The sequence below is a fragment of the Flavobacterium sp. genome, assembly GCF_027484705.1.
Classification (GTDB): domain Bacteria; phylum Bacteroidota; class Bacteroidia; order Flavobacteriales; family Flavobacteriaceae; genus Flavobacterium.
Genome location: NZ_JAIXSL010000007.1, coordinates 236,492 through 261,494, shown reverse-complemented (window position 1 = coordinate 261,494; position 25,003 = coordinate 236,492). Strand labels below are relative to the sequence as shown.

The window sequence follows — 25,003 nt, the reverse complement described above, 5'->3', positions numbered from 1 at the left end:
CTAAGCTCAACTTTTGGCAAATCTGGAACATGAATTTCGGATTCTTCGGCATCCAATTCAGTTTCGGACTGCAGCAAAGCAATATGAGCGCCATCTACAAATATTTAGGCGCCGATGAAGCGAGTTTGCCCATGCTGTGGTTGGCCGGCCCGATTACAGGTTTGATTTTACAACCGATTATCGGAGCGATTAGCGATGGCACCTGGTCACCAAAATTTGGCCGCAGAAAACCATTCTTTCTGGTGGGCGCGATTATTTCGAGTGTGGCTTTGGTGCTTATGCCGTTCTCTACTTCTATCTGGATGGCCGCCAGTTTGCTCTGGATTTTAGATGCCGCAAACAACATCGCCATGGAACCTTATCGCGCTTTCGTAGCCGATAAATTGCCCAACCAACAACATTCCATTGGATTTTTAATGCAAAGCTTTTTTACCGGACTTGGAATTACTTTAGCCAATTTTACGCCGGCCATTTTGGTCGCATTTGGTGTTTTGGCGATTACGGACAAAATGAGCAACGGCATTCCAACGTATACTTATTATGCATTTTTTATCGGTGCCGTGGCCGCTATCGTTTCTATTTTGCTGTCGGTTTTTACGACCAAAGAATATCCACCTACAGAAACCGAACTTGAAGAAATGGCATTGCAGAGAGCAAGAGCCAATATTTTTAAAAGAACTTGGGAAGATATTGTTATGGCTTTTCAAACCATGCCGCTCACGATGAAACAACTCATACCCGTGAAATTTTTTAGCTGGTACGCGATGTTTTGTTATTGGGAATACATTACTTCGAGTTTGTCGGTGTCGGTTTTTCACACTACAGATCAAGCATCTGAAGGATTTTCTAAAGCCCAACTGCTCACGGGAAACTTAAACGGAACATATAATATCATCTGTTTTGTAGTGGCTTTTGCTTTGGTTCCGATTGCCCGAAAGATTGGTGCGAAAGGCGTTCATTTTGGCGCTTTGGTTTTAGGCGGTTTAGGACTGATTTGCATTCCGTATCTCAACAATGTCGATGTGCTTTTTCATCTGTACAATCCGTTCGGACAACCAGTAGCGATCAGTTCCATTTATTTGTATTCTTTCGGACTCGGAATCTCTTGGGCTTCAATGATGGCGATGCCGTATCAATTGCTGGCCGGTTCCATTCCAAAAGAAAAACGCGGTGTTTATATGGGCATTTTCAATATGTTTATTGTCATTCCGATGGCGATTCAAATTTTTACGATGCAGTTTTTTGTGTATGATTTATTAGGGAAAAATCCGGTCAATGTGATCCGACTCGCAGGTTTGTTCCTGATCATTGGCGCTGTGTTTACTTTGTTTATCACCGTTAAAAATAAAAATCAAATCGTCGCTTAATGCCCAACACACCTTACATAAAAGCCATTGAATTGTTACACCGTTGCTCTTCTTCGGAAGGATTTTTAGCCAGTGCAGCATCCATTACTAACTATAAAAGAGTTTGGGCGCGTGATGGTGTGATTTGCGGTTTGGCGGCTTTAGCCTCGGGCGATGAACAATTAATAGCAACATTCAAAAACACACTCGAAACTTTAGCCCAACACCAGCATGCCAACGGAACGATTCCTTCGAATGTGCTGGTCTCAGAACAAGAAACGGAAGTCAGTTATGGTGGTTTGGCCGGCAGGGTCGATGCGGTTTCGTGGTTTGTCATCGGAATTTGTCAGTATGCTTTTTATAAAAATGACGCTTCGTTTGTAAAGCAATTCGAGCCGAATATTCACAAATGCTGGCAGCTTCTTGAGGCTTGGGAATTCAACAACAAGCATTTAATGTATGTGCCGCTTTCCGGGAATTGGGCCGATGAATACATCACCGACGGTTATACGCTTTACGATCAACTGCTTCGGATATGGGCGTTGAAATCTTATAATCATTTTGCCCAACAAGAATCTATAGCCGCTAAAATTGCGAACATCACCCAACAGATAGAAATCAATTTTACACCCAATAGTAACGGAGAAAAATTCCATGAGCGTGCTTACCACGAATTAGAATTTCGAGAATACATGCCTTGTTCTTTTTCGCCTGCAGGTTATAAAACACAATTCGACGCTTTTGCTAATTCACTGGCCTTATTGCTTAATATCGGTAGTGATAGTTTTCAAAAAAGAGTGATTAAATACTCCGAAAAACTTTCAATGATGCAAGAGATGCAATTGATTCCGGCATTTTGGCCACCGATTTCAGAAACCGATCCGGATTGGAATTTGTTGAAAAACAATTGCAAGTATGAATTCCGAAATTTCCCTTACGAGTTTCATAATGGCGGCAGTTGGCCTATGGTCAATGGTTTTTTCGGCTGGGCCTTGTTTTCAAAAGGCGAGAAAGAGGCAGCAGCATCAGTTTTGACGGCGATTCACAAAGCCAATGCGCAATCCGATTTTGGATTTTATGAAAATTTCAATACCAAAACTACGGCTCCCAATGGCGTTCCTTTTTGTGCCTGGAGCGCAGCATCGTCCGTTTTTTTACAACAAATAATACAGGATAATTTTAAACTTCTAATTTAAATTGGATACACAAATTGACATTATATGCGTAGGAGAAGTGCTCATCGATTTTATTGGGCACGAGATTGAAACGCTTCAAAACACCAAAGATTTTCATCGTTTTTTAGGAGGTTCACCGACAAACGTTGCGGTCAATGCTTCGCGGCTTGGGTTGAATGCGGCTTTAGTGGCTACGAGTGGAAGTGATGGCTTGGGTATTTTTGTGATGGAAAAATTACAAAAAAACAAAGTGCTTGTTTCGCAAATCAGAAAGTCGTTGACCAAGCCTACGTCGGTCATTTTTATTTCACGGTCTACCCAAACCCCCGATTTTATAGCCTACAGAGAAGCGGATTGCGAGATTTTAGAGGACCAAATCCCGGACGATTTGCTGGCGAACGCTAAAATTTTTCACACCACTTGCTTCGCATTGAGTAAAGAACCTGCGCGAAGTACTATTTTAAATCGCGCCCACAAAGCAAAATCATTAGGATTGCAGTTGAGTATTGATATCAATTATTCCGAAAAAATTTGGCCCAATCGCTATGAAGCGCATCAAATCCTGAAAGACTATTTGTCGAATAATCCGTTGGTTAAAGTCAGTGAAGATGATTGTTTGCGTTTGTTTGGTGAAGTGAAAACAGAGCACGAGATTTTTGATTATTTTCATCAGTTGGGCGTTTCCACGGTTTGTTTGACCAAAGGGAAAGATGGTGTGAAATTGTCCGACAAATCAGCAGGTGTTTTTTCTCAGCAGGCACTTCCCATCAAGGATGTAAAAGACACCACAGGCGCAGGCGATGCTTTCTGGACGGGTTTTTTATTTGCTAAACTCCAAAAAAAGAGTCTCGATGAATGTTTGTCGATCGCACAGAAATTGGCGAGTATCAAGCTGCAGAATGTAGGCAGGTTGCCCGATAATATCAATATAGCACAAGAATTATTGTAAAAAAATCCGTCCTCAAAACGGATTTTTTTTATTTCGACTTTGACGCTTTTTGCTTAAATTGCCCGTTCCAAATACTTCGTGATACCCATTGACAAAATGCTTTTTAAAATCATAAAATTCATCATTCATCCCATTTTCGTTTATGCGGTTATAGCTTGTTTAGAATGCATTCCATACGGCTCAAGCCTCGACAAGAAAATTTATCACGAAATGCCCAAAGTAGGGGACAATTTTGGGACCGTCGAAAGCGAGGCTATCTTTTATTATTCCGGGAAAGGCAAATATGCTTATCCTAACCCAGAGTGTTTTCTGGGGTCTGGAAATCCGCCGGCCAATACTCGGTATGAGGACGGAGGCGTAAAAATCATAACCCAGGAAATTGCGGATCAAATCCCGATGTTGGGCAGTATGTGCGATGATCAGAAACAGCAGACAGAACCTGTGATTCCCAACGAAAGAAATACTTTCATCAATCAGGCCACTTCTACGAATTATCTTTTAGACCATTTTTCCAATGTGTCGCATTTTATGACTTATTTTATTTTTTCATTGTCTATTCTTTTTCATCGCAGGAAATACAAAAGCAATTATTGGCTCGTTTTCGGAATTTGCTTTTTAGGCGGTGCCTTGCTCGAAGGCGTGCAGCATTTTTTTATACCCGGCAGAAAAGCACAACTTGATGACCAACTTTTGAATTCTGTTGGCGCCATTTTCGGAATCCTGTTTTTTTTGGTATTGAAAAGAACAAAAATTTATGAAAAATATGCTGCTGCGCTCTAGTCAGCGTTCATTCGATGCGTTAGTATTTAAAGTAAGTCCTAGAAAATTGTTGTTTGAGAATCATAAAAAAACAGACTATTGCTATTTGGATTTTTTGTAGCGCCATTTTACAAATCCTGCTGTTTCATTTTATATTCGATTACTTTTTGTTCAAATTCCAACACCTCTTTTTTTAATTCGTATTGCATCAGTATGTTGGCATGATCATCCGCCAGAGTTTGTTGTGCTTTGCGCAGGATGCTTTGGTGGTGCATGGCTCCCGTGGCTTCACCTTTTGCTTCACGCTTGTTTAAGAAATCAGCGAGGATCGATAAGCGTGCCTGTGCGTCTTGCTTTTTTTGGATCGTGGCTGTTTTTCGGGCTAGCACTAATTGTTGGTATTCGTTTTCGCGGAGTAAGCGTTCGAGCTGTTGGTGTTGTTTGGCGCGTTGCTGTTTGTCGGTTGCGGGTTTGGCTGTGGCGCTAGGTTTTTGTATGTGGGTGAGCATTTCGGCTAGAAGTTGCTTGGCGGCTAAGGGGAGGTCGCGTTGGCCGATTTCGTACATTGACCATTGACTGCGGCTCACGCCAAGCAACATCGCGGCATTTTCTTGGGTAAGACTTAGTAACGTTCGGATGGAGGCTTCTTTTTTCATCATCGGATATTGTTGTGGCAATTTTTCGTCGCGCAAAAATTTCGCCACTTTTTTTGTGGCAAAATGAATTGTGAATTTTTTTTTGCCACAGTTTTTGTGGCAATTTTTATAAATAGGAAATTTTTGCCACAAGTTTTTTTAAAAGGAAAATTTCTGATTAGATAGGCTAGATGGAACGATTCATCGATTGATTTACCAATTCGGTTCTGTTTTAAAACTACATGGAGCGCCTCCTAACCAACCGTTACATTGGGAAAGTTGATTTAACCAATAACCAATTTGGACAACCGAATTAAATTTTAACTCCGAAAATCGGAAAATAAACGTGAAATCAATAAAAAACAAAAAACCCGAAACAAATCGTTTCGGGTTTTTTTGTGGTACCTCCAGGGATCGAACCAGGGACACATGGATTTTCAGTCCATTGCTCTACCATCTGAGCTAAGGTACCTCTCGCTTAAAGCGGTTGCAAATATAGAATGATTTTTAATTTATACAAAACAAATATTAAAAAAAATCTATTCGTAACTTCGCCGCATCAAATCAAGGTTATGCTGCTAGCGATCGATATTGGAAATACCCGGATTAAAGGTGCTGTTTTTGAACACGATACCTTGAAAGAAGTCCTTTCATTTTCGAAAGAAGCATTACAATCGGACATCGATGACATTCTAAAAAAATATCCCAAATGTTCCGATTTGATCGCCGCATCGGTCGGAAAAACTGCCGAAGAAGCCTTTTCTGCGTTTGAAAACCGACTTCATATTCATTTTATTTCGCGGGAATTTGCCTTTCCTTTCCAAAATTTATATCAAAGTCCGAAAACGCTGGGCATTGACCGAATGGTTTTGGCCTCAGGTGCGGTGCTGCAATATCCTCAGCGGCATCGTTTGGTGATTGATGCCGGCACTTGCATTACTTACGATTTCGTTAATGATCAGGATCAATATCTTGGCGGCGCCATTTCACCAGGCATCCGATTGCGGTATGAGGCCATGCACCAATATACAGCAAAACTGCCTTTGCTTTCGGCCACCTATCCGAACCTGTTTATCGGTGATACCACGGAGCAAGCTATGCATGTTGGCGTTGTCGAGGGAATCCTGCATGAAATAGACGGTTTCATCACACAGTACGAACAGCATTACCCAAAAATTATAATAATTTTAACGGGCGGCGACGCAGAATTTTTGGCTAAACGATTAAAAAATACCATATTTGCCAATTCAAATTTTCTTCTCGAAAGTCTGAACCGAACTTTTCAATATAAAATCAAAAATGATTAAAAAAATCAATCTTGCTCTTTTTCTACTTTTTTCCATAGTAACCATAGCGCAACAATCTACTTCTTCCCCATATTCTTTTTATGGCATTGGCGATGTGAGATTCAAAGGAACAGCTGAAAACAGATTGATGGGTGGCGTTTCGGTTTTCTCGGACAGTATCCATGTGAATATTCAAAATCCGGCATCCTATGCCAATCTTAACCTGACCACTTATACCGTCGGCGGCTCATTTAATTCGAGTAGACTCAACTCTTTTACCGCTAACGAAAAGGCACAAAGAACTACTTTAGATTATATGGCGGTCGGAATTCCGATGAAAAAAATGGGGTTCGGATTCGGATTGATTCCTTATTCCGCGGTAGGCTATAGAATTAGAAATGAAAGTAGTACCACTGTCAACAACGAAACTACTACAACCATTAAAAGATATGAAGGGACCGGAGGGCTCAATAAAGTATTTCTCGGTTTTGGTTATAAAATTAATCCGAACCTTAATGTCGGAGCTGACATCAATTACAACTTTGGTAATGTTCAAACCACTGGTATAGAAAAAATATCAGATTTGCAATTCGGAACCCAAGAGGTTAACACTTCAGAACTTTCAGGAGTCAATATAAACCTGAGTTTGATGTATAAAAGAAAAATCAATCAGAAGCTCGACGCCTTCGGAAGTTTCATCTTTTCACCGCAAAGCAATTTAAGGTCAAAAAATACCCGAACAAATTCGACCGTGGTATATTCTGATTTTTTCGACCCTCAAAATGTTGACGTAGCAGCTTCTGAGTCAAGTACCAACAACATCAAATTGCCCGCAAAAGCCACCTTCGGTTTCGGAGTCGGCAAAAGCAAAAAATGGATGATGGGAACGGAACTGACCTTTCAGCAAAACAGCAAATTCGGGAATCGTTTCAACGACATACAGAATGTGACTTATAAGAATGCTTTCAAGTTTGGGCTTGGCGGCTATTACATCCCCAATTATACTTCGTTCTCGAATTATTTCAAGAAAATCACCTACCGTGGTGGTTTCCGTTATGAGAACACAGGCATGAAGATTAAAAATGAAACGATTCGAGACTATGCGTTTACTGCCGGTTTAGGATTGCCATTGGGTGGTACTTTTTCAAACCTTAATCTGGGTGTTGAATACGGCAGAAGAGGCACGGCCAAAGCTTTGCTGATTGAAGAGAACTACACCAATGTCATTTTGAGCCTGTCGTTGAACGACCGTTGGTTTATCAAAAGAAAATACGACTAAGACCAAGTTTTTTGTCCTAATACAAATTGATGTTGAATATTGCTAAACATACCCGGCTTTGCTTCTGGATTTCAGCTTCTGTTGTATTCCTGATGTTCGGTTGTGAAAGCAATTTCAAGGAAGTACAGAAAATCAATTTCTCCGAATTCATGCCCAGCGGCGAAGCGGAAGACTTCAATTTAAAATACACCGATTCGGGAAAAATAAAATCGATTTTGATCAGCCCGAAAATGCTCGATTATTCCAATGTCGAGTTTCCGTTCACCGAATTTCCCAAAGGGATTAACGTGACGATGTATGATAACAAAGGCAAAAGAACTTTTATAAAGTCCGATTATGCCGTCACTTTCAAAGGAACAGACCTGATTGATTTGCAGAAAAACGTCAAGATATCGAACGAAAGCGGGCAGTTACTCGAAACCGAACAACTCTATTTCGATCAAAAGAACGAATGGTTTTTTACCGAAAAAAAGTTTAAATTTACGGACCCGAAAGGCGTTTCATACGGCGAAGGCATCGATTTCAGCAAAGATTTTAAAATCGTAAATTCACAAAGCATCACTGGCGCCATCGATCAGGCGGAATAACCCATCATTGTCATGAATTATCTAAAATACACCCAATACGTCTACCTTTTATTCAGCGGTTTTTTCGTCTACGACGGCATTTCAAAACTGAATTCGGGCGAATCACCATGGATTTCTTTTGGTATCGCAGCGGTTTCTTTGTTTATGTTTTTCTTCCGCCGCAACTTCGCCAAAAAATTCGAGAACAGAAACAAGAACACCTAAACCATGGAAATTAGTATTATCATTTTATGTCTAATACTAGCGGCCCTTTTCTCCGGAATGGAGATTGCGTTTGTTTCCTCGAACAAGATTTACCTCGAAATTGAAAAAAAACAGCAGAATTTCCTTTCGCAGATCTTAACCAAACTCACCGAAAAACCGTCAAAATTTATCGCGTCGATGCTTATCGGCAATACGATTGCATTGGTCGTTTACGGTTTTTTTATGGGCGAATTGCTGATGCGCTGGATTTCGAACTTAGGGTTTAATTTGAACAATTTGTCGAATGTGCTGATCCAGACTACGATTTCGACTTTTATTGTGCTGATCACTTCAGAGTTCTTACCCAAAGTTTTTTTTCAGATTTACGCCAATACGTTTATCAAGGTTTTCGCGCTTCCGGCGTATTTTTTCTACTTGCTTTTTTATTTCATCTCGGCTTTCATTTTGTGGATTTCGAATTTCATTTTGAGAAAATTCTTCAAAACCGAAGGCGATCAGATTCCTTTATTTTTCAGTAAAATCGAATTGGGAAATTACATCACCGAGCAAATGAGCACCGTCGATGACCACGACGACATCGATTCGGAAATCCAGATTTTTCAGAATGCATTGGAATTCTCAGGCGTTAAGGCACGCGATATCATGACGCCGCGCACCGAAATCTCGGCGGTTGAGATTCACGATTCAGTGACTGTTTTGAAAGATAAATTTATTGATACGGGTTACTCCAAAATGTTAGTTTATCAGAATTCGCTCGATGATATTTTGGGTTATGTGCATTCCTTTGAATTGTTCAAAAAACCCAGGAGCATCAAATCTGTGTTGATTCCGGTGGAGTTTGTGCCCGAAACCATCTACATTAAAGATGTATTAGACCTGCTGACCAAAAAAAGAAAAAGCGTGGCCATTGTGCTCGACGAATACGGCGGTACTTCGGGAATGATTACCGTGGAAGATATTGTCGAGGAATTGTTTGGCGAAATTGAGGATGAACACGATTCGATAGAAGAACTCATCGAAAAGAAACTGGGAAACAACACTTATTTATTCTCGACCAGACACGATGTCGAATACCTGAATCAAACTTATAAACTTCAAATTCCCGAAAGCGATTCATACGGAACACTCGGCGGATTCATTGTCAATCATACCAAAGAAATCCCGCAAAAAGGCGAGCAGATTACGATTGATAATTTCCATTTCACGATCGAAGAAGCCACAAATAAGAAGATAGAATTGGTCAAAATGAACCTGCAGGAATAAAATTTCGGAAAAAAATAAAAAAACTTGCAAAATATAACTATACGGCTATGGTTATTAAATAGATAATTGTATTTTCGCAAACTGAATTAAAAATTAACAATAAAAAAAATGGCAGTTTTACAAAAAATCAGACAGCGTTCTTTACTCCTAATACTTGTTATTGGCTTTTCATTATTAGCGTTCATCGTACAGGATTTGTACCGAAAAGGCGGTTTTGATGCGAACCCTAAAAACATCGGAACGGTAAACGGAAAAGACATCGCTTTTGAAGATTTCAGAGTTAAAGTAAGCAACGTTGAAAAAAGCGGACAACAAGGCATGACGCCTACGCAAGCCGTAAACCGTGTTTGGGATCAGGAAGTTGCGATTGCTTTATTGACCGCAGAATTCGATAAATTAGGCATCCGCACCAGCGAGAAACACATCATGGAAGTGTTTAAAGCCGATCAAAATATTGGTCAAAACCCAATGTTCCAGACAAACGGAGCTTTTGATTTGGCTAAATTTAAAGAATATTTCAAATCGAATCCGGAGCAAGCTCAGTTCGTAAAAGACAAAGAAAAAGACGCGGAACTCAACGCGAAATATCAAATCTACAATTCATTGGTAAAAGGCGGAATGTATACTACTGACGCCGAAGGCAAATTGAAATACGAAATGGAAGCGGACAAAGTCAATTTTGATTATGTGGCTGTTTTGTTCTCTTCGATGAAAGACACTGATTTCAAAATCACCGATGCTGAGATCACGGATTACATGAAGAAAAACGAGAAAAAATACAAAGCGGAAGAAACCCGCGAAGTGGAATATGTGTTGATTGAAGACAAAGCCTCGCCTGAAGATGAGACCGAAGTTAAAACAACCATTAATGCGTTGTTGAACCAAAGAGTAGTTTACAACCAAGCTACTGCTAAAAACGATACTTTGCCAGGATTTAAAGGTGCTGCGAACACGATTGATTTCGTAAATGAAAATTCTGATGTTCCTTACGATTCTACTTATGTGGCTAAAAAAGATTTGCCAGCCGAGCACGCAGACGCTTTGTTTGCTTTGCCAGCGGGTGAAATCTACGGACCTTATATGAAAGGCAACATGTACTGCATTTCAAAAGTAATGGGAAGAAAAGCCGGAGCGAATGCTAAAGCAAGCCATATCTTAATCAGTTATGAAGGAACGCAAGTGCCTAACAAAAAAGAGAAACGTACTAAAGAACAAGCTAAAGCCAAAGCGGAACAGTTGTTAGCGCAGGTAAAAGCAAATCCTGGAAGTTTCTTTATGGTGGCGATGATGAATTCTGATGATTCTTCAGCACAACAAGGTGGCGATTTAGGGTATTTCGGACCTGGACAAATGGTAAAACCTTTCAACGATTTCGTATTCAACAATCCGGTTGGAACGATTGGTTTGGTAGAAACAGATTTTGGTTTCCATATCATCAATGTAACGGAGAAACAAGACGCGATTCGTTTGGCTACCATCGCTCAGAAAATTGAGCCTTCAGAAGCTACTACTGATAAATTATACACCAAAGCGGTGAAATTCGAAATGGATGCTAACGATAAAGATTTCGAAAAAACGGCTAAAGCTGCGGGATTGACCGTAAATCCATCAGTCAAAGTAAAAGCTATGGACGAATACTTCGGGTCAACCGGAAACCAAAGACAAATCGTGCGTTGGGCTTTTGATAAAGAAACCAAAGTAGGCGACGTAAAACGTTTTGAAGTAGTCAATTTAGGAAATGTAATCGCTAAGTTGAAAAAAGTAAACGAAAAAGGTTTGACCGCGATTGAAGAAGCAAGACCTATGGTAGAGCCTATTTTAATCAAAAAGAAAAAAGCAGAAAAAATCAAAGCGAAGTTGAAAGGAAGTTCGTTGCAGGCTATGGCTACCGCTTCAGGTGTTGCAGTACAACAAGCTGTTGATTTGACCGTAGAAAATGCAAACATTCCTAATGCAGGTTTTGAAAGACAAGTCGTAGGAACTGCTTTTGCAACCGGATTGAATAAAGTGTCAGCGCCAATCGAGGGAACTGTAGGAGTGTATGTTGTAAAACCAACACTAATCACAAAAGCTCCGGCACTTAAAAATCATGCGGATTATGTAGCCAAATTGAAATCACAGGTTGGAGGGTATTCAGGAAGAGTGATCCCAGCTTTGAAAGAAGAAGCGGACATTGAAGATAACAGAGCAAAATTCAACTACTAAGATTGGATTTCATCAAAATAAAAACCCGGTTTGACTATTCAGACCGGGTTTTTTTTATAAGATCATTTCCGTGTAGGGCACTATGGTATCATAACCTTTTCCCCTGAAATACAGCGATGGATTTTCTTTAGACAATACCATAACAAAATCACCGCCCCAAGCGCCAAGACTTTTGATCACGCCATTAAAATCAGGAAACAAATTCTTCTGAATCTCCGGCAAATCTAAAACTTCACTCATCTGTTTCTCGTGTTGTTTTAAAACGGTTGATAGCGTGTCGTAATCATTGTTTTGCAATATCAAATCCGTAAGTTCATCAAAGACAGGAATGAGGTTTTCAAGCGCATGCGATTTCGAACGGTAAGCGGCAATCGCACTTTTGCTGTTCTGTTTCTGGTTGAGATACACAAAATAGATATTCGAAGCGCATTCCGGAAGAAAAGTTACCGGGCTGACTATTGGTTTCCCTTCAACACGTTGGTAAACAATGGGTGTATTGTTTTGCGCACAGGCGATGTCGTAACCGCTGCCACCAAAAGTATTGCTTAGTAAAGTATAAGGATCGATTTGAAGCCACTGTGCAATGTTATTGATCAACGTTGAAGAAGTACCCAAACCCCAAAATTTAGGAAACGTAAGCCGAGTTGTGATGATATAACCTTCCGTTTGTTTTAGGAAATCCGGATTCAAAACAGAGGCTTCATGCAAAATGGCAATCAGCATGGTTTTTACGGGCTGGTTCTCAAAAGCGGTTTTGTTTTTAATCGTATCGAAGGTGAAAGTATCCTCAAACCAAAAACTTCCGTCATCGTCGTAGCTTGTCCATTGAATTTCGTGGTCGTTTCCGGGTTCAACGATTAAATCCTGGCCAAATTTTGTGGGTAAAGCCAAAGCTTTCGCGCCATCGAGCACAAGGTATTCGCTGGTAATCAGAAGTTTTCCGTTGCTGTAGAAGGTCTGTTTCATGGTTTGTTTAGGCGTAGATTTTATGTTTTTGTTACTATTATCATCGAAAGTTTTTCAGTACAGATGGCAGCGATTTCCATTTGTTCTGGCGTTCAGAACAAAAGATCAGCTTCTCCTGAATTATTGTAAACGGAAGAAACTAAAGCTTATTTTCTCAACTGCCCAATAAAATCAACGACCGCGGCATGCGACACGACATGATCCTTAAAATGGTTTTTAATTAACTGACGTTCCTCGGCTGTAGCTTGAAACTGATTCAATATGTTGTTCAAATGCATTTTCATGTGGCCTTCCTGAATTCCGGTTGTTGTCAAGGATCGTAATGCTGCAAAATTTTGAGCCAAACCAGCAACCGCAACAATCTGCATCAATTCTTGGGCGGATGGTTTCTCGAGCATTTCCAGAGAGAATTTCACCAACGGATGCAATGAAGTCAAACCGCCAACCGTACCTAATGCCAACGGGATTTCAATCCAGAACGTAAAGATATCATTTTCGATTTTGACATGTGACAGGCTCGAGTAACTTCCATTTCGTGAAGCGTAAGCGTGAATTCCGGCTTCGACGGCGCGGAAATCATTTCCGGTAGCCAGCACGACAGCATCGATTCCATTCATGATGCCTTTGTTATGCGTCACGGCTCGGAAAGGTTCGACTTCAGCGATGCGCACGGCACGGACAAATTTCTCAGCGAACTCTTGCGGGTTTTCAATTTTTTTCTCCGCCAAATCAGCAATCGGGCAGGAAACTTCGGCGCGAACGATGCAATTCGGAACGTAATTCGACAAGATACTCATTACAACCTGAAGGTCTTTTTCATCGTCTGAAAACGGTTCATATGCTTGTGCTTCGGCTTTAAACGTCTTTGAAAATTGCTCTAAACACGAATTGATAAAATTGGCGCCCATCGAATCTTTCGTTTCAAAAGTCGCGTGCAATTGAAAATAATTTGGAATTTTTTGCGTCTGGTTTCTGAGTTCAATATCGAGAATACCGCCGCCGCGTTTCTGCATGTTTTTCGTAATGTTTTTGGTCTCTGAAAACAATTTCGGTTTGATCTGAGCAAAGAATTCCTCCAATTTTTTTTCTTCGCCGGTATAGAAGAAATGTACTTGACCAATCTTTTCAGTATTCAGAACCGTAGCTTTAAAACCGCCGCGTGTAGCCCAAAATTTCGCTGATTTTGAAGCTGCGGCTACCACGGAACTTTCCTCAATCGCCATAGGAATCGTGTAGTTTTTACCATTGATGACAAAATTGGGAGCCACGCCCAAAGGCAAATAGAAATTGGTAATGGTATTTTCGATGAACTCGTCGTGCAGTTTTTGCAAGGCTGCATCGGAATTCCAGTAGTTTTTCAAAAGTGCCGTGGCTTCAGCAGGATTTGGGAAATAGGTTCTTGCAATCCATTCGATTTTTTCAGTTTTTGATAATTTGGAAAATCCGGAAACGGCTTGGTTCATCATACAATCTTTTTTGACAAAGATAACTTTTCAGCAAATATAAGGGTTCGTTTGAAGTGCATAAATTTTATCAACAACGGCCAATTTTTAACACAAACGATTTCGTTTTCTTTGATTCCCAATGTAACTTCCCAATCGAAGTTATGAAGGAACAAAGCCCATATATCAAAGGACGAGGCGCGCAAATGAATGTGCACAACCGCTTTTTCTCGGAATCCACCGAGCTGCTCGATGATTTCCTGAATTATTGCGCCGTTGAAGGCGATGCGCCTGAGAGCAATAAAACGAGTTTTCTCGAAGTCTTTCCTAAAACCATCGTCAACAAAGTCGAAAGCCCCGATGTCGGTATGGGTTTTTCGATGAACATGTACCAAGGCTGCGAACACGGCTGCATTTATTGTTATGCGAGAAACAGCCACGAATATTGGGGTTACAGCGCCGGACTCGATTTCGAAAGAAAAATCCTTGTCAAGAAAAATGCACCGCAGCTGCTTGAGGAAAAACTCAAAAGTAAAAACTGGACAGCCCACACCATTGTAATGTCCGGAAATACGGATTGCTATCAACCCGCCGAACGGCAATTTGAAATCACGAGAAAATGCCTTGAAGTTTTCCTTAAATACCGCCATCCTGTAGCGATTATCACCAAAAATTCATTGATTGCGCGCGATCTTGATATTCTAAAAGAACTCGCTAAAGACAATCTGATCGGCGTCAATATCTCCATCACTTCGCTTTCAGAAAAGACGAGAATGCTCGTCGAACCGCGTACGGCAACGATCAAAAAAAGAATAGAAACCGTGAAGTTGCTTTCCGAAAATGGCATTCCGGTCAATGTGATGCTGGCACCGATTATTCCCGGAATCAACAGCCATGAAATCCTGCCGATGGCCAAAGCGGTTTCGGAAGCCGGAGCTTTGTCGATTGCTTATACAGTGGTGCGTCTCAATGGAGCGATTGGCGAAATTTTTAGCGACTGGATCCGCAAAGCCATGCCCGATCGAGCCGATAAAGTATTGCATCAGATTGCCGAATGTCATGGCGGAACGCTCAACGACAGCCGTTGGGGAAACCGCATGCGTGGTGAAGGCGAACTCGCTGAAATGATCCGGTCACAAGTGGCTTTGGCGCGAAAAAAATACTTTGCCGGGAAGCAATTTCCACCACTTAACAAATCGTTGTACGAACAATACAAAGGCGGGCAATTCTCTTTGTTTGGATAAGTTGGCTTGAAAACAGATAAAATCGAAAAAAGCATGTGACAGTTCCGTTGAAAATTGCATTTAACAGAAAAAACTGCCGTTATATCCAAAATTTTCACTAAAATTGACGGTTTTTATATTCCATTTTATCTATGAAATCAAATCAACTGATTGTTGCGCTTCTTTTTCTTTGTTTTTCTGCCGTCGCTCAGGAAAAAATTACCGTCGAATCGATTTATTCGGGAACCTTCCGAGCCAAAGGAATGGACGAATTGCAATCCTTAAAAAACACCAACCAATATACGGTACTCAATTATGACCGCGCCACGAAATCGATGCAGATCGACTTATACGATTTTGCGACTTTGAACAAAGTATCGACCTTGATCGATTCCAAAAACTACAAAGAACTCACCGAAGGCATTGACAGTTATACGTTCAGCGCTGATGAGAAAATGATTTTAATAGCGAACGGTTCCAATCAGATTTTCAGACATTCCTTTACCGCTGACTATTTTCTATACGATATTACCGCAAAAACCTTAACGAAATTGTTTGACTTTCAGGTACAGGAACCGACCTTTTCACCTGATGGAAAGAAGATCGCTTATGGCAAAGAGAACAATTTGTACGTGTATGATATCGCTTCAAAAAAATCGACACAAATTACCACTGACGGAAAGAAAAATGCCATCATCAACGGCATTACCGATTGGGTTTATGAAGAGGAATTCGCTTTCGTAAGGGCTTTCGACTGGAGCGCAGACAGCAAAAAACTCGCCTTTATCCGTTTTGATGAAAGCCTCGTTCCGGAATTTTCGATGTCGATGTTCCATAAAGATTTGTATCCGACCGTTGAAACTTTCAAATATCCGAAAGCGGGCGAGAAGAATTCAGTCGTTTCATTACATCTTTATGATGTAGCGACAGCCGCCAAAAAAGACATCAACCTCGGCAACTACAATGATTTCTACATTGCCAGAATGAAATGGACGAATGACGCCAATGTCTTATCCGCACAAGTGTTGAACCGCCACCAGGACAACCTTGATTTGCTGTTCATTGATGGCGTTTCGGGAACTGCAAAAGTGGTGCTGAACGAAAAAGATAAAGCTTACGTGGATGTGACTGATAACCTGACGTTCCTCAAAGACAACAGTTTCATCTGGACGAGCGAGAAAGATGGCTTCAATCACATTTATCTGTACGACAAAACCGGAAAACTCAAAAATCAGGTGACCAAAGGCAATTGGGAAATCACGAATTATTACGGTCTGGATGAGAAATCGAATACGGTTTTTTACCAATCCGTTGAAAATGGCTCAATCAACCGTGATGTCTACCGCATTGGCATCGACGGAAAAAACAAGACTCGTCTGACTTCACAAACCGGAACGAATGGCGCTACTTTCAGCCCGAATTTCCAATACTTCATCAACTCTTTTTCGAGTGCGGCCCAACCGACGGTTTATACCTTGAATGAATCCAAAACCGGAAAACAAATTAAAGTCATTGAGAACAACGAAGCGCTTTCGACCAAACTCAAAGCCTACAATATGCCTTTGAAAGAATTTTTCGTTCTGAAAACGGCTAAAGGAAACTCGCTCAACGCCTGGATGATCAAGCCTAAAGATTTTGACGCTTCAAAAAAATATCCCGTGTTCATGTACCAATATTCGGGCCCGGGTTCGCAGCAAGTGAACAACGAATGGAACACGACCGATGATTATTGGTTTGCGATGCTAGCCCAAAATGGGTATATCGTAGCTTGTGTTGATGGACGCGGAACCGGTTACAAAGGCGCGGATTTCAAAAAATGCACGCAGAAACAATTGGGGAAATTCGAAGTTGAAGATCAGATTGATGCTGCGAAAGTTATCGGAAGTTATCCTTACGTCGATCCGGCAAGAATCGGAATCTGGGGCTGGAGTTACGGAGGATTCATGGCGTCAAACTGTATTATGAAAGGTGCTGATGTATTCAAAATGGCGATTGCCGTGGCACCGGTGACGAACTGGAGATTCTATGACAGCATTTACACGGAACGTTATATGCAGACGCCGCAGGAAAACGCGAGCGGTTATGATGACAATTCGCCGATCAATCATGTAGAGAAACTCAAAGGAAAATTTCTTTTGATTCATGGCTCGGGCGATGATAATGTGCATGTGCAAAATTCGATGCAGATGATGGAAGCGCTGATTCAGGCGAACAAACAATTCGATTCGCAGATTTATCCTGATAAAAACCACGGCATTTTTGGTGGAAAAACGAGAATACAGTTGTTCAACAAAATGACGAATTTCATTAAAGAAAATCTATAATTACATTAACCAAAACAAAACTAAAACCAAACTAAAATGGCAGAAACTCAAGTAAAAACAGGACATCCAAAAGGACTCTATTTCTTATTCTTTACAGAAATGTGGGAACGATTTAGTTATTACGGAATGCGGGCGATTTTTATTCTTTTCATGACTAAAATATTGTTGATGAAAGATGCCGATGCATCCCAAATTTACGGTAGTTATACGGGATTGGTCTATTTGACGCCACTTTTGGGAGGTTATTTATGTGATAAATTTTTAGGAAACAGACGTAGTATTATCATCGGAGGATTATTGATGGCGATCGGTCAGTTTTGTATGTTTTTGAGTGCTTCAGCCGGCGCCAATGGAGGCGTTTCAATCATGTGGATGGGACTTACAGCAATCATCATCGGAAACGGATTCTTCAAACCGAATATTTCTACGATGGTAGGGCAGTTGTATCCTGCGAACGACAGAAGAATCGATAGTGCGTTTACGATTTTCTATATGGGAATCAATTTAGGGGCTTTCTTTTCGCCTTTGGTTTGCGGTTCGATGGATTTCAAATGGGGATTCTTGGCAGCCGGTGTTGGAATGTTGTTAGGTTTGGTAGCTTTCGTTTTAGGACAAAAAAAATACCTTATTTCTGAAGAAGGAAAACATATTGGTCTGCCTGTAAAAAAATTAGATGCCAAAAGCATAGGAATGATTGTGGGTTCGATTGCGATTATCTTTTTTATGTTGAATTTCAAACAAATGTTCAACAGCGATACGGATATCATCAGTTATTTTATTTATGGAGCAATGGTAGCCATGCCCATCATGATATTCAGCGATAAAAGCTTGACAAAAATTGAAACCCAAAGAATTACGGTGATATTCATTTTGGCATTTTTTGTTATTTTCTTTTGGGGCGCTTTCGAGCAAGCCGGCGCATCATTGACGTTGTTCGCGGACAGACAAACCGACAGAACCATTTTTGGTTGGGAAATGCCTGCGTCTTATTTCCAATCTGTAAATCCGTTGGCAGTAATATCATTGGCTCCGATATTCACCATCGTTTGGGGATTTTTATACGCCAGAAAATTAGAACCATCATCGCCTAAAAAAATGGCAATCGGGTTAGGGTTGGTAGCTTTAGGCTATGTGGTTATTGCGATTGCCGTGAAAGGTTTGGGCGTAGAAGATAAAGTTTCTATGTGGTGGTTGATTGGTTTGTATATCATCCACACCATGGGAGAATTATGCTTGTCACCAATCGGATTGTCGATGGTTTCTAAATTAGCACCGTTGCGTTTGTCCTCTTTGATGATGGGAACTTGGTTTTTGGCCAATGCTGCGGCAAATAAATTTGCAGGAACATTAAGCGCATTAATTCCTGGAGGAGAAGATGGAACAGGAGGAGCAACCCATTTCATAGGATTTCAAATTAACAACCTTTATGAGTTTTTCATCTTGTTCATCATTATGTCCGGAGCGGCAGCAGCCATCTTGTTTGTGCTAAGCTCTTGGTTGGAAAAACGCATGCACAACGACCATGTTGAGGGTGTTGATTTAGAAGTTGAAAACAGATAATATACTTTTAAAATATTTTTATATCTTTCAAACCTACAAGGACTTCTTGTAGGTTTGTTTTTTAAAACCATAAATGATGTGGAGTAAACACCCGAAAGCCTTACCGTATTTATTCTTATCCGAAATGTGGGAGCGTTTCGGCTATTATTTGATGATTGGAATTTTCACGTTGTATCTCAAAGACGTGGAAGCCGGTTTTGCGATGACCGAAAAAGAAGCTTCTGATTTATATGGTACTTTCATCGCATTAGTATTTCTGACGCCATTCATTGGAGGTTTGGTGGCAGATCGTTATTTCGGCTATAAAAAATCGATTATTTTCGGTGGAATTTTAATGGGCATCGGTTATTTCATGATGGGAATTCACAACATTACAATCTTATATGTTGCGATGACTTTTGTAATACTGGGCAATGGTTTTTTCAAACCCAACATTTCAACGCTATTAGGGAATTTCTATTCGAAACAAGAATACAAAGACAAGAAAGACGAAGGCTACAATATTTTCTATATGGGAATCAATGTAGGCGCTTTCATCTGTAATTTCTTCGGTGCCGCACTACAGATTCTTTTAGGCTGGCAGTATGCTTTTATGGCTGCCGGTATCGGAATGTTTATCGGTGTTTTGGTATTCGTTCTCGGATCGAAACACTACCAAGGTTATGACCAGAAAAAAGGAACGCAAGAAGGCGATATGCCTTTTTATAAAATTGTGCTTTTTATACTATTGCCATCTGTTATTTTTGGAATCATTGGTTGGATGCTCAAGGGCGTAACTTCAGAAGTGAATCCGGATGCTTATATTTTTGGTTCCGATAGCACGGATGCCTTTATTTTTGCTTGCATTCCGGTTATCTTTTTTTATGCCAGTTTGTATTTCAAAGCCAAACCCGACGACAAACGACCTATCGGAGCATTGCTGTCTATTTTTGCCGTAGTTATATTGTTTTGGGCGGTTTTCAAACTCAATGGTTCTGCGCTGACCACTTGGGCGGATCGTTACACAGACCGACAAATTACAGGAACCACCGAAAAAGTATTCAATGGTTTGAAGTTGGCGAAGGAAGTCGATTTTAAAAAAGATTCTGTCGAATTATATGATGCCAGCTTTCGACTTCAAAAAGAAAATGGAGTTGTTAAAAAAGTAGTCGATTATCCGGTATATTTTAGAAACGTTGATCAAGAAAAACTGCCGGAAGAAAATTCAAAAGTAAGTTTATGGGCAACCAATTTGAGTCAATCCATCAATCCGGGATGGGTCATTATTCTGACGCCGCTCGTGGTGGCTTTCTTCACATTTTTAAGATCACGAAAAAAAGAACCTTCAACACCAACAAAAATCGCTTTCGGCTTATTAATCTCAGCCTTGTCAGTTTTGGTCATGGTCGCCGCTGTAAATGCAGGTGGTAACGGCGCGGAGAAAGTAAGCGTTTGGTGGCTCGTCGCGAATTACGGCGTGATTACCATAGGTGAATTGTTTTTAAGCCCGATGGGATTGTCGGTAGTTTCGAAACTAAGCCCGAGAAATATCACTTCACTGATGATGGGTGGTTGGTTTTTATCGACCTCGATCGGAAACAAATTGAGCGGCGTGCTCGCCAGTCTTTGGGATACTTACGAAGACAAAACCGACTTCTTTTGGGTCAATTTTGCATTATTGATGTCGGCCACCGTGTTGATGTTCATCCTGCTCAAACAACTCAATAAAGTCATGAAAGAAAAAGGAATCAATTAAGCTACTCTTTATGGAACAAAATCTAACCTTAGAACAAATTCAGAATTTTGAAGGCAAATACCCAAAACAACTTTGGTATTTGTTTTTAGTAGAAATGTGGGAACGCTTTTGTTTCTATGGGATGCGCGGTGTTTTGACGATTTTCATGGCCGATCAGGTGCTGGGTTTGTCACTTTCTGATAAAGAAGCGAACCTTAAATACGGAGCAATTCAGGCTTTTGTTTATGCCTTCACTTTTATAGGCGGAATTTTTGCTGACAAAATATTAGGGTTTAAAAAATCGCTGGTATTTGGCGGCATTGTGATGATTTTAGGGAATTTACTCATCGCATTCTCGCCTCAGGAAATGTTCTATTTAGGGATTACTTTGTCTATTATCGGAACAGGTTTTTTCAAACCTAATATTTCTTCGATGGTCGGCGAATTGTATCATGAAGATGACAGCCGACGCGATGCCGGTTTCGGATTGTTCTATTCCGGGATTAATATCGGAGCCTTATTGGGCGGAGCGGTTTGCGTTTATTTCGGAACCAGCAAAGATTATGGCTGGAGTTATTCCTTTTTATCAGCAGCTGTTGTGATGGTGATTGGTTTGGTCACTTTCATGTTGACAAAAAAATCACTAGGGCCAATAGGTGATTCGCCATTAATTGAATTGCCAAAATCAAAAAGAACTACTAAAGAACTAGCCGTTTATATCGGTTCGTTAATCAGCATTCCACTCATCTTTATGATGATTAAGAATACCGATTATACCGATTATTTTATGTACACCATCGGGCCATTGGCGATTCTTTATTTTTTATTTGAAACCTATAAAGAACACGAAATCAAAGCGCAGAAAAAGCTTATCGCGGCTTTTGTTTTCATCATTTTCTCCATCATCTTTTGGGCTTTCTTCGAGCAAAGTGGCGGTTCGTTGGCACTTTTTGCGAAGGACAATCTCCATCCCAATTTGTTATTTTTTGAAATCAATCCGAACATCATCAACAATACGGCGAATTCACTGTTTGTGATTATTTTCAGCCCAATCCTCGGGTTGATCTGGCTCGCCATGGCCAAAAAGAAACTTGAACCTAATACCGTCATCAAATTCGGACTGGGCTTTTTGTTTTTGGCAGCAGCCTTTTATGTGTTTTATTACACTAGGTTTTTTGCCGATGTCAATGGAATCACTTCTTTGAATGTATTCACGCTGGCTTATCTGGTGATTACTTTCGGAGAACTTTGTTTGTCACCAATAGGTTTGTCAATCATGACCAAATTATCGCCCAAAAGACTTTCGGGAATGATGATGGGAATGTGGTTTCTGGCGAGTGCTTACGGCCAATACGCTGCTGGATTGCTCGGAGCTGGAATGTCGTCACCTGATGAAAATGCTTCACTACTTACTAAATTACAAGGCTATACCGACGGCTATTATCAGCTGGCGATTTACGCATTGATTGCCGGTGTGGTACTGATCGTATTTACACCATTAATTAAAAAACTAATGCAGGAAGTAAAATAAAATTTGTATTTTCGGCACTATTATTGTCAAAAGCGGAACACTTAAAAAAATAACAATGAAAAAGATATTGATCACCTTATTGCTTGTCGTAGGTTCACTAACCGTGCAAGCGCAAGAATTAACTTGGGAAACCAGCCTTAAAAAAGCCACAGAAGTTTCTATAAAAACCAAAAAACCATTGCTGTTGTTTTTTACAGGAAGCGACTGGTGCGGATGGTGCATCCGTTTGCAAAATGAAGTGTTGAAAAAGCCAGAATTTGCAGCCTGGGCCAAAGAAAACGTAGTGTTGGTAGAATTGGATTTTCCACGCAGAACGCCACAATTACCAGAAATCCAACAACAGAATGCCGAATTGCAGCAAATTTTCGAAGTACGTGGTTATCCGACCGTATGGTTTGCGCTTCCTTCAGTTGCTGATGGGAAAACGAATCTCGCTAAATTAGGAAGTACGGGCTATGTAGCTGGTGGTCCTGCCAAATGGCTCGAGGGCGCGAACCAGATTCTGGGCAAAAAATAATCAATTTTCAAGCCTGTAAAATCCCTTTTCACTCGTGTGGTGGAAAGGGATTTTTTCTTTAAGGCAGGTTGCTTTCCAAAGCGCAACATACGATTTGTAATTGCTAGCATCAGCCACCAATACTTTTGGTTTACAGGTTCTGAATACACGTTCCAAATTGATTTTTGGTGAGGCGCACAATAACATTACATCAGGTTGCACGGCTCTCGGATAACTTCCCGAGCTGTCCAAAATCAGGATTTTCGTATTCTTAAAGTAAGCTAGATTCCCAATGGGTTTCTGAGCGGTGATGCTACAAAAGTTCGCGGATAAGAATGGTTGCAACGGATTGTTTTTCGACAGCTGCGCATTGGTATATACTGTAACGCTTTCTCCGTTTTTTTCGGCGATTAAAGTGGCTTTTCGGACATTAAAAACAATCCAATCCTGCTCGTTTTGAGAAGTCCATCTCGAACTGAAATAACTTGCCTGAAATAATAAAATACCAATAAAAACGATGGCAATACTTTGAAAAGAAACTTTTTTAAAGCACAGCACGGCGGCGACAATAATGAAGTATAAACTCCACATCATCAATGCATTGAGCGGAATGTCTTTTAAAACCAACTGCTCATAAGAAGCGATTCCGCCAATGATTTTATTTAATATAAAAATCAATCCTTCGAGTGATATCGCCAGCAAATGAGGAACAATCCCAAACGCCGAAAGCACCATTGTTAAAACACCCAAAGCCATAATGACGCTCAAAAACGGGATTACTACGATATTCGTAATGAAGAACAAACCCGAAAACTGGTGAAAATAATACAAACTCAAAGGCAAAGTTCCGATTTGTGCCGCAAACGAAACGGTTAGGATTTGCCAGAAATAGGTGATGATTTTATTTTTCGGTTGCCACAGAGAATCCAGTAAAGGTTGTAACCAAAGTATGAAAAACAAAGCGACATAGCTCAATTGAAAGCCGACATCGAAAAGAAACGAAGGTTCAAAAAGCAAAATCAACAACAACGAAACGACCAACGTATGGAAAATGTTCGTTTCCCTTTTCAAATGCATGCCGACCGCGACGAAAGAAAACATCGTGACCGACCGGATCACGGAAGGCGACAGTCCCGCCAAAACCGCAAACGACCACAATGAACTTATGACTATGACGAGTTTGTAATACGAAGTTCGTTTGGTATTGGGTAAAAATCGTAGTATGAAATTCATAAACATCAGAATGAAACCAACATGCAAGCCCGAAACGGACAATATGTGTACGGCACCTGCAAACTGATAATCTTTGACAATTTCGGGCGCAATATCCTGTTGCTGGCCTAAAATTAGTGCTGCTAAAACATTCAGTTCTTGAGTTTGAAAATGACTTTTCTTAAGATTTTCGAGTATCGTTGTCCGCAAGCGATCCGAATAGTAAAAAGCATCTTTTGTATACTGACCGTTGGTTTTTACGTTCGAACCGTCAGCATAAGTTTGCGCCAGTATGGATTTTTGCGCCAAATAATTCCCATAATCGAATTGATCCGGATTCAGCGGTTTTGTCGGTCGGATGATGTTGCTGTTGATTTGGAGTTGCATTCCGATTTTGAAATCATTCGGAAATTGTGAGGCGTTGAAATTCACCAACAATTTTCCAGAGCAGGATGTCCCATCGATATTTTTGGTAAGTGCGATATATCTTCGATAATAAACAGTCGATTTTAATTTTTCACGAAGTACAACAGACACAATATGTTGCGTTTCTGAAGATTTAATTTGATGGATATAATGGTCTTTTTGATATTGCCCGGAATGAATCATCCAAGTGGAAACGCCAAGGCAGAAAGACAAAATATAAGTCGAAATCCCAAAAAAGTTGTTTTGAAATAACTGTTTTTTCGAACGGTAAAACGAAAAAATGAACAACGGAATGGCTACGCACAGCAACACAAAGGCCAATATTGGCGTGAGAAATTTAAGGTAATAGGTGAATAAAATTCCGAATACAAACCCAATCGTAATGCGGGTTAACGGAAACTGCATGGCGTTCATGCTTCTA

Annotated in this window: 20 protein-coding genes and 1 tRNA gene; 16 read left to right on the top strand and 5 right to left on the bottom strand. The window is 40.5% G+C overall.

The window, feature by feature from the left end; all coding sequences use genetic code 11:
- The first annotated feature begins 29 nt into the window (after positions 1-29).
- From Q0058_RS03235 to Q0058_RS03220, 4 genes are all read left to right on the top strand, one after another.
- Positions 30-1,367, top strand: coding sequence for an MFS transporter (locus Q0058_RS03235; protein ID WP_298221297.1), 1,338 nt, complete (start codon positions 30-32; stop codon positions 1,365-1,367).
- Complete coding sequence (locus Q0058_RS03230) at positions 1,367-2,542, top strand: glycoside hydrolase 100 family protein (protein ID WP_298221296.1); 1,176 nt, start codon at positions 1,367-1,369, stop codon at positions 2,540-2,542. The genes Q0058_RS03235 and Q0058_RS03230 overlap by 1 nt, the downstream gene beginning before the upstream one ends.
- 1 nt (position 2,543) lies before the next feature.
- Positions 2,544-3,470, top strand: coding sequence for a carbohydrate kinase family protein (locus tag Q0058_RS03225; RefSeq protein WP_298221295.1), 927 nt, complete (start codon positions 2,544-2,546; stop codon positions 3,468-3,470).
- A 78-nt stretch (positions 3,471-3,548) separates the two neighbouring features.
- On the top strand, positions 3,549-4,250 hold the full coding sequence (locus Q0058_RS03220; RefSeq protein WP_298221294.1) for a VanZ family protein: 702 nt from the start codon (positions 3,549-3,551) through the stop codon (positions 4,248-4,250).
- A gap of 107 nt (positions 4,251-4,357) precedes the next feature.
- Here Q0058_RS03220 and Q0058_RS03215 read toward each other — a convergent pair whose 3' ends face one another.
- The gene (locus tag Q0058_RS03215; protein ID WP_298221293.1) at positions 4,358-4,933 is read right to left on the bottom strand and encodes a helix-turn-helix transcriptional regulator; all 576 of its coding nucleotides are present in this window, start codon (positions 4,931-4,933) and stop codon (positions 4,358-4,360) included.
- Between the two features lie 330 nt (positions 4,934-5,263).
- Positions 5,264-5,336, bottom strand: a tRNA-Phe gene (locus tag Q0058_RS03210).
- A 100-nt stretch (positions 5,337-5,436) separates the two neighbouring features.
- On the opposite strand from Q0058_RS03210, the gene Q0058_RS03205 reads away from it, so the two are divergent.
- The 6 genes from Q0058_RS03205 (at position 5,437) to Q0058_RS03180 (ending at position 11,688) form a co-directional block, all read left to right on the top strand.
- The gene (locus Q0058_RS03205) at positions 5,437-6,171 is read left to right on the top strand and encodes a type III pantothenate kinase (RefSeq protein WP_298221292.1); all 735 of its coding nucleotides are present in this window, start codon (positions 5,437-5,439) and stop codon (positions 6,169-6,171) included.
- Entirely contained in the window at positions 6,164-7,429 is a 1,266-nt protein-coding gene (locus Q0058_RS03200) for a hypothetical protein (RefSeq protein WP_298221291.1), read from the top strand. Before Q0058_RS03205 ends, Q0058_RS03200 begins: the two co-directional genes overlap by 8 nt.
- Positions 7,430-7,458: 29 nt before the next feature.
- Positions 7,459-8,016, top strand: a complete 558-nt coding sequence (lptC, locus tag Q0058_RS03195) for an LPS export ABC transporter periplasmic protein LptC (RefSeq protein WP_298221290.1) — start codon at positions 7,459-7,461, stop codon at positions 8,014-8,016.
- A gap of 12 nt (positions 8,017-8,028) precedes the next feature.
- Positions 8,029-8,220 (top strand): hypothetical protein, encoded by a 192-nt coding sequence (locus tag Q0058_RS03190; RefSeq protein ID WP_298221289.1) that lies wholly within the window; start codon positions 8,029-8,031, stop codon positions 8,218-8,220.
- 3 nt (positions 8,221-8,223) lie between these two features.
- Positions 8,224-9,483 (top strand): hemolysin family protein, encoded by a 1,260-nt coding sequence (locus tag Q0058_RS03185; RefSeq protein ID WP_298221288.1) that lies wholly within the window; start codon positions 8,224-8,226, stop codon positions 9,481-9,483.
- 108 nt (positions 9,484-9,591) lie between these two features.
- The gene (locus Q0058_RS03180) at positions 9,592-11,688 is read left to right on the top strand and encodes a peptidylprolyl isomerase (protein WP_298221287.1); all 2,097 of its coding nucleotides are present in this window, start codon (positions 9,592-9,594) and stop codon (positions 11,686-11,688) included.
- 54 nt (positions 11,689-11,742) lie between these two features.
- Here Q0058_RS03180 and Q0058_RS03175 read toward each other — a convergent pair whose 3' ends face one another.
- Positions 11,743-12,654, bottom strand: a complete 912-nt coding sequence (locus Q0058_RS03175) for a GYDIA family GHMP kinase (RefSeq protein WP_298221286.1) — start codon at positions 12,652-12,654, stop codon at positions 11,743-11,745.
- A 146-nt stretch (positions 12,655-12,800) separates the two neighbouring features.
- Positions 12,801-14,117 carry a hydroxymethylglutaryl-CoA reductase, degradative gene (locus Q0058_RS03170; RefSeq protein WP_298221534.1) on the bottom strand — a complete coding sequence of 439 codons (1,317 nt, stop codon included), beginning with the start codon at positions 14,115-14,117 and terminating at the stop codon, positions 12,801-12,803.
- 143 nt (positions 14,118-14,260) lie between these two features.
- On the opposite strand from Q0058_RS03170, the gene Q0058_RS03165 reads away from it, so the two are divergent.
- The 6 genes from Q0058_RS03165 to Q0058_RS03140 all read left to right on the top strand — a co-directional run bounded on the left by Q0058_RS03165 (position 14,261) and on the right by Q0058_RS03140 (position 22,965).
- The gene (locus Q0058_RS03165) at positions 14,261-15,340 is read left to right on the top strand and encodes a PA0069 family radical SAM protein (RefSeq protein WP_298221285.1); all 1,080 of its coding nucleotides are present in this window, start codon (positions 14,261-14,263) and stop codon (positions 15,338-15,340) included.
- Positions 15,341-15,471: 131 nt separating this feature from the next.
- Positions 15,472-17,643 (top strand): S9 family peptidase, encoded by a 2,172-nt coding sequence (locus Q0058_RS03160; protein WP_298221284.1) that lies wholly within the window; start codon positions 15,472-15,474, stop codon positions 17,641-17,643.
- Positions 17,644-17,679: 36 nt separating this feature from the next.
- On the top strand, positions 17,680-19,203 hold the full coding sequence (locus tag Q0058_RS03155) for a peptide MFS transporter (RefSeq protein ID WP_298221283.1): 1,524 nt from the start codon (positions 17,680-17,682) through the stop codon (positions 19,201-19,203).
- A 76-nt stretch (positions 19,204-19,279) separates the two neighbouring features.
- Positions 19,280-20,938, top strand: coding sequence for a peptide MFS transporter (locus Q0058_RS03150; RefSeq protein WP_298221533.1), 1,659 nt, complete (start codon positions 19,280-19,282; stop codon positions 20,936-20,938).
- 10 nt (positions 20,939-20,948) lie between these two features.
- Complete coding sequence (locus Q0058_RS03145; protein WP_298221282.1) at positions 20,949-22,448, top strand: peptide MFS transporter; 1,500 nt, start codon at positions 20,949-20,951, stop codon at positions 22,446-22,448.
- Between the two features lie 55 nt (positions 22,449-22,503).
- On the top strand, positions 22,504-22,965 hold the full coding sequence (locus Q0058_RS03140; protein ID WP_298221281.1) for a thioredoxin family protein: 462 nt from the start codon (positions 22,504-22,506) through the stop codon (positions 22,963-22,965).
- Here Q0058_RS03140 and Q0058_RS03135 read toward each other — a convergent pair whose 3' ends face one another.
- Positions 22,966-24,996, bottom strand: a complete 2,031-nt coding sequence (locus tag Q0058_RS03135) for a ComEC/Rec2 family competence protein (RefSeq protein WP_298221280.1) — start codon at positions 24,994-24,996, stop codon at positions 22,966-22,968. It lies immediately after the preceding gene.
- Between the last annotated feature and the right edge of the window lie 7 nt (positions 24,997-25,003).

Coding starts and splice junctions, on each gene's coding strand:
- Q0058_RS03235 (WP_298221297.1), top strand. CDS start 30: ATGAATTTCGGATTCTTCGGCATCCAATTCAGTTTCGGACTGCAGCAA.
- Q0058_RS03230 (WP_298221296.1), top strand. CDS start 1,367: ATGCCCAACACACCTTACATAAAAGCCATTGAATTGTTACACCGTTGC.
- Q0058_RS03205 (WP_298221292.1), top strand. CDS start 5,437: ATGCTGCTAGCGATCGATATTGGAAATACCCGGATTAAAGGTGCTGTT.
- Q0058_RS03200 (WP_298221291.1), top strand. CDS start 6,164: ATGATTAAAAAAATCAATCTTGCTCTTTTTCTACTTTTTTCCATAGTA.
- lptC (WP_298221290.1), top strand. CDS start 7,459: ATGTTGAATATTGCTAAACATACCCGGCTTTGCTTCTGGATTTCAGCT.
- Q0058_RS03190 (WP_298221289.1), top strand. CDS start 8,029: ATGAATTATCTAAAATACACCCAATACGTCTACCTTTTATTCAGCGGT.
- Q0058_RS03185 (WP_298221288.1), top strand. CDS start 8,224: ATGGAAATTAGTATTATCATTTTATGTCTAATACTAGCGGCCCTTTTC.
- Q0058_RS03180 (WP_298221287.1), top strand. CDS start 9,592: ATGGCAGTTTTACAAAAAATCAGACAGCGTTCTTTACTCCTAATACTT.
- Q0058_RS03175 (WP_298221286.1), bottom strand. CDS start 12,654: ATGAAACAGACCTTCTACAGCAACGGAAAACTTCTGATTACCAGCGAA.
- Q0058_RS03170 (WP_298221534.1), bottom strand. CDS start 14,117: ATGAACCAAGCCGTTTCCGGATTTTCCAAATTATCAAAAACTGAAAAA.
- Q0058_RS03165 (WP_298221285.1), top strand. CDS start 14,261: ATGAAGGAACAAAGCCCATATATCAAAGGACGAGGCGCGCAAATGAAT.
- Q0058_RS03160 (WP_298221284.1), top strand. CDS start 15,472: ATGAAATCAAATCAACTGATTGTTGCGCTTCTTTTTCTTTGTTTTTCT.
- Q0058_RS03155 (WP_298221283.1), top strand. CDS start 17,680: ATGGCAGAAACTCAAGTAAAAACAGGACATCCAAAAGGACTCTATTTC.
- Q0058_RS03150 (WP_298221533.1), top strand. CDS start 19,280: ATGTGGAGTAAACACCCGAAAGCCTTACCGTATTTATTCTTATCCGAA.
- Q0058_RS03145 (WP_298221282.1), top strand. CDS start 20,949: ATGGAACAAAATCTAACCTTAGAACAAATTCAGAATTTTGAAGGCAAA.
- Q0058_RS03140 (WP_298221281.1), top strand. CDS start 22,504: ATGAAAAAGATATTGATCACCTTATTGCTTGTCGTAGGTTCACTAACC.
- Q0058_RS03135 (WP_298221280.1), bottom strand. CDS start 24,996: ATGAACGCCATGCAGTTTCCGTTAACCCGCATTACGATTGGGTTTGTA.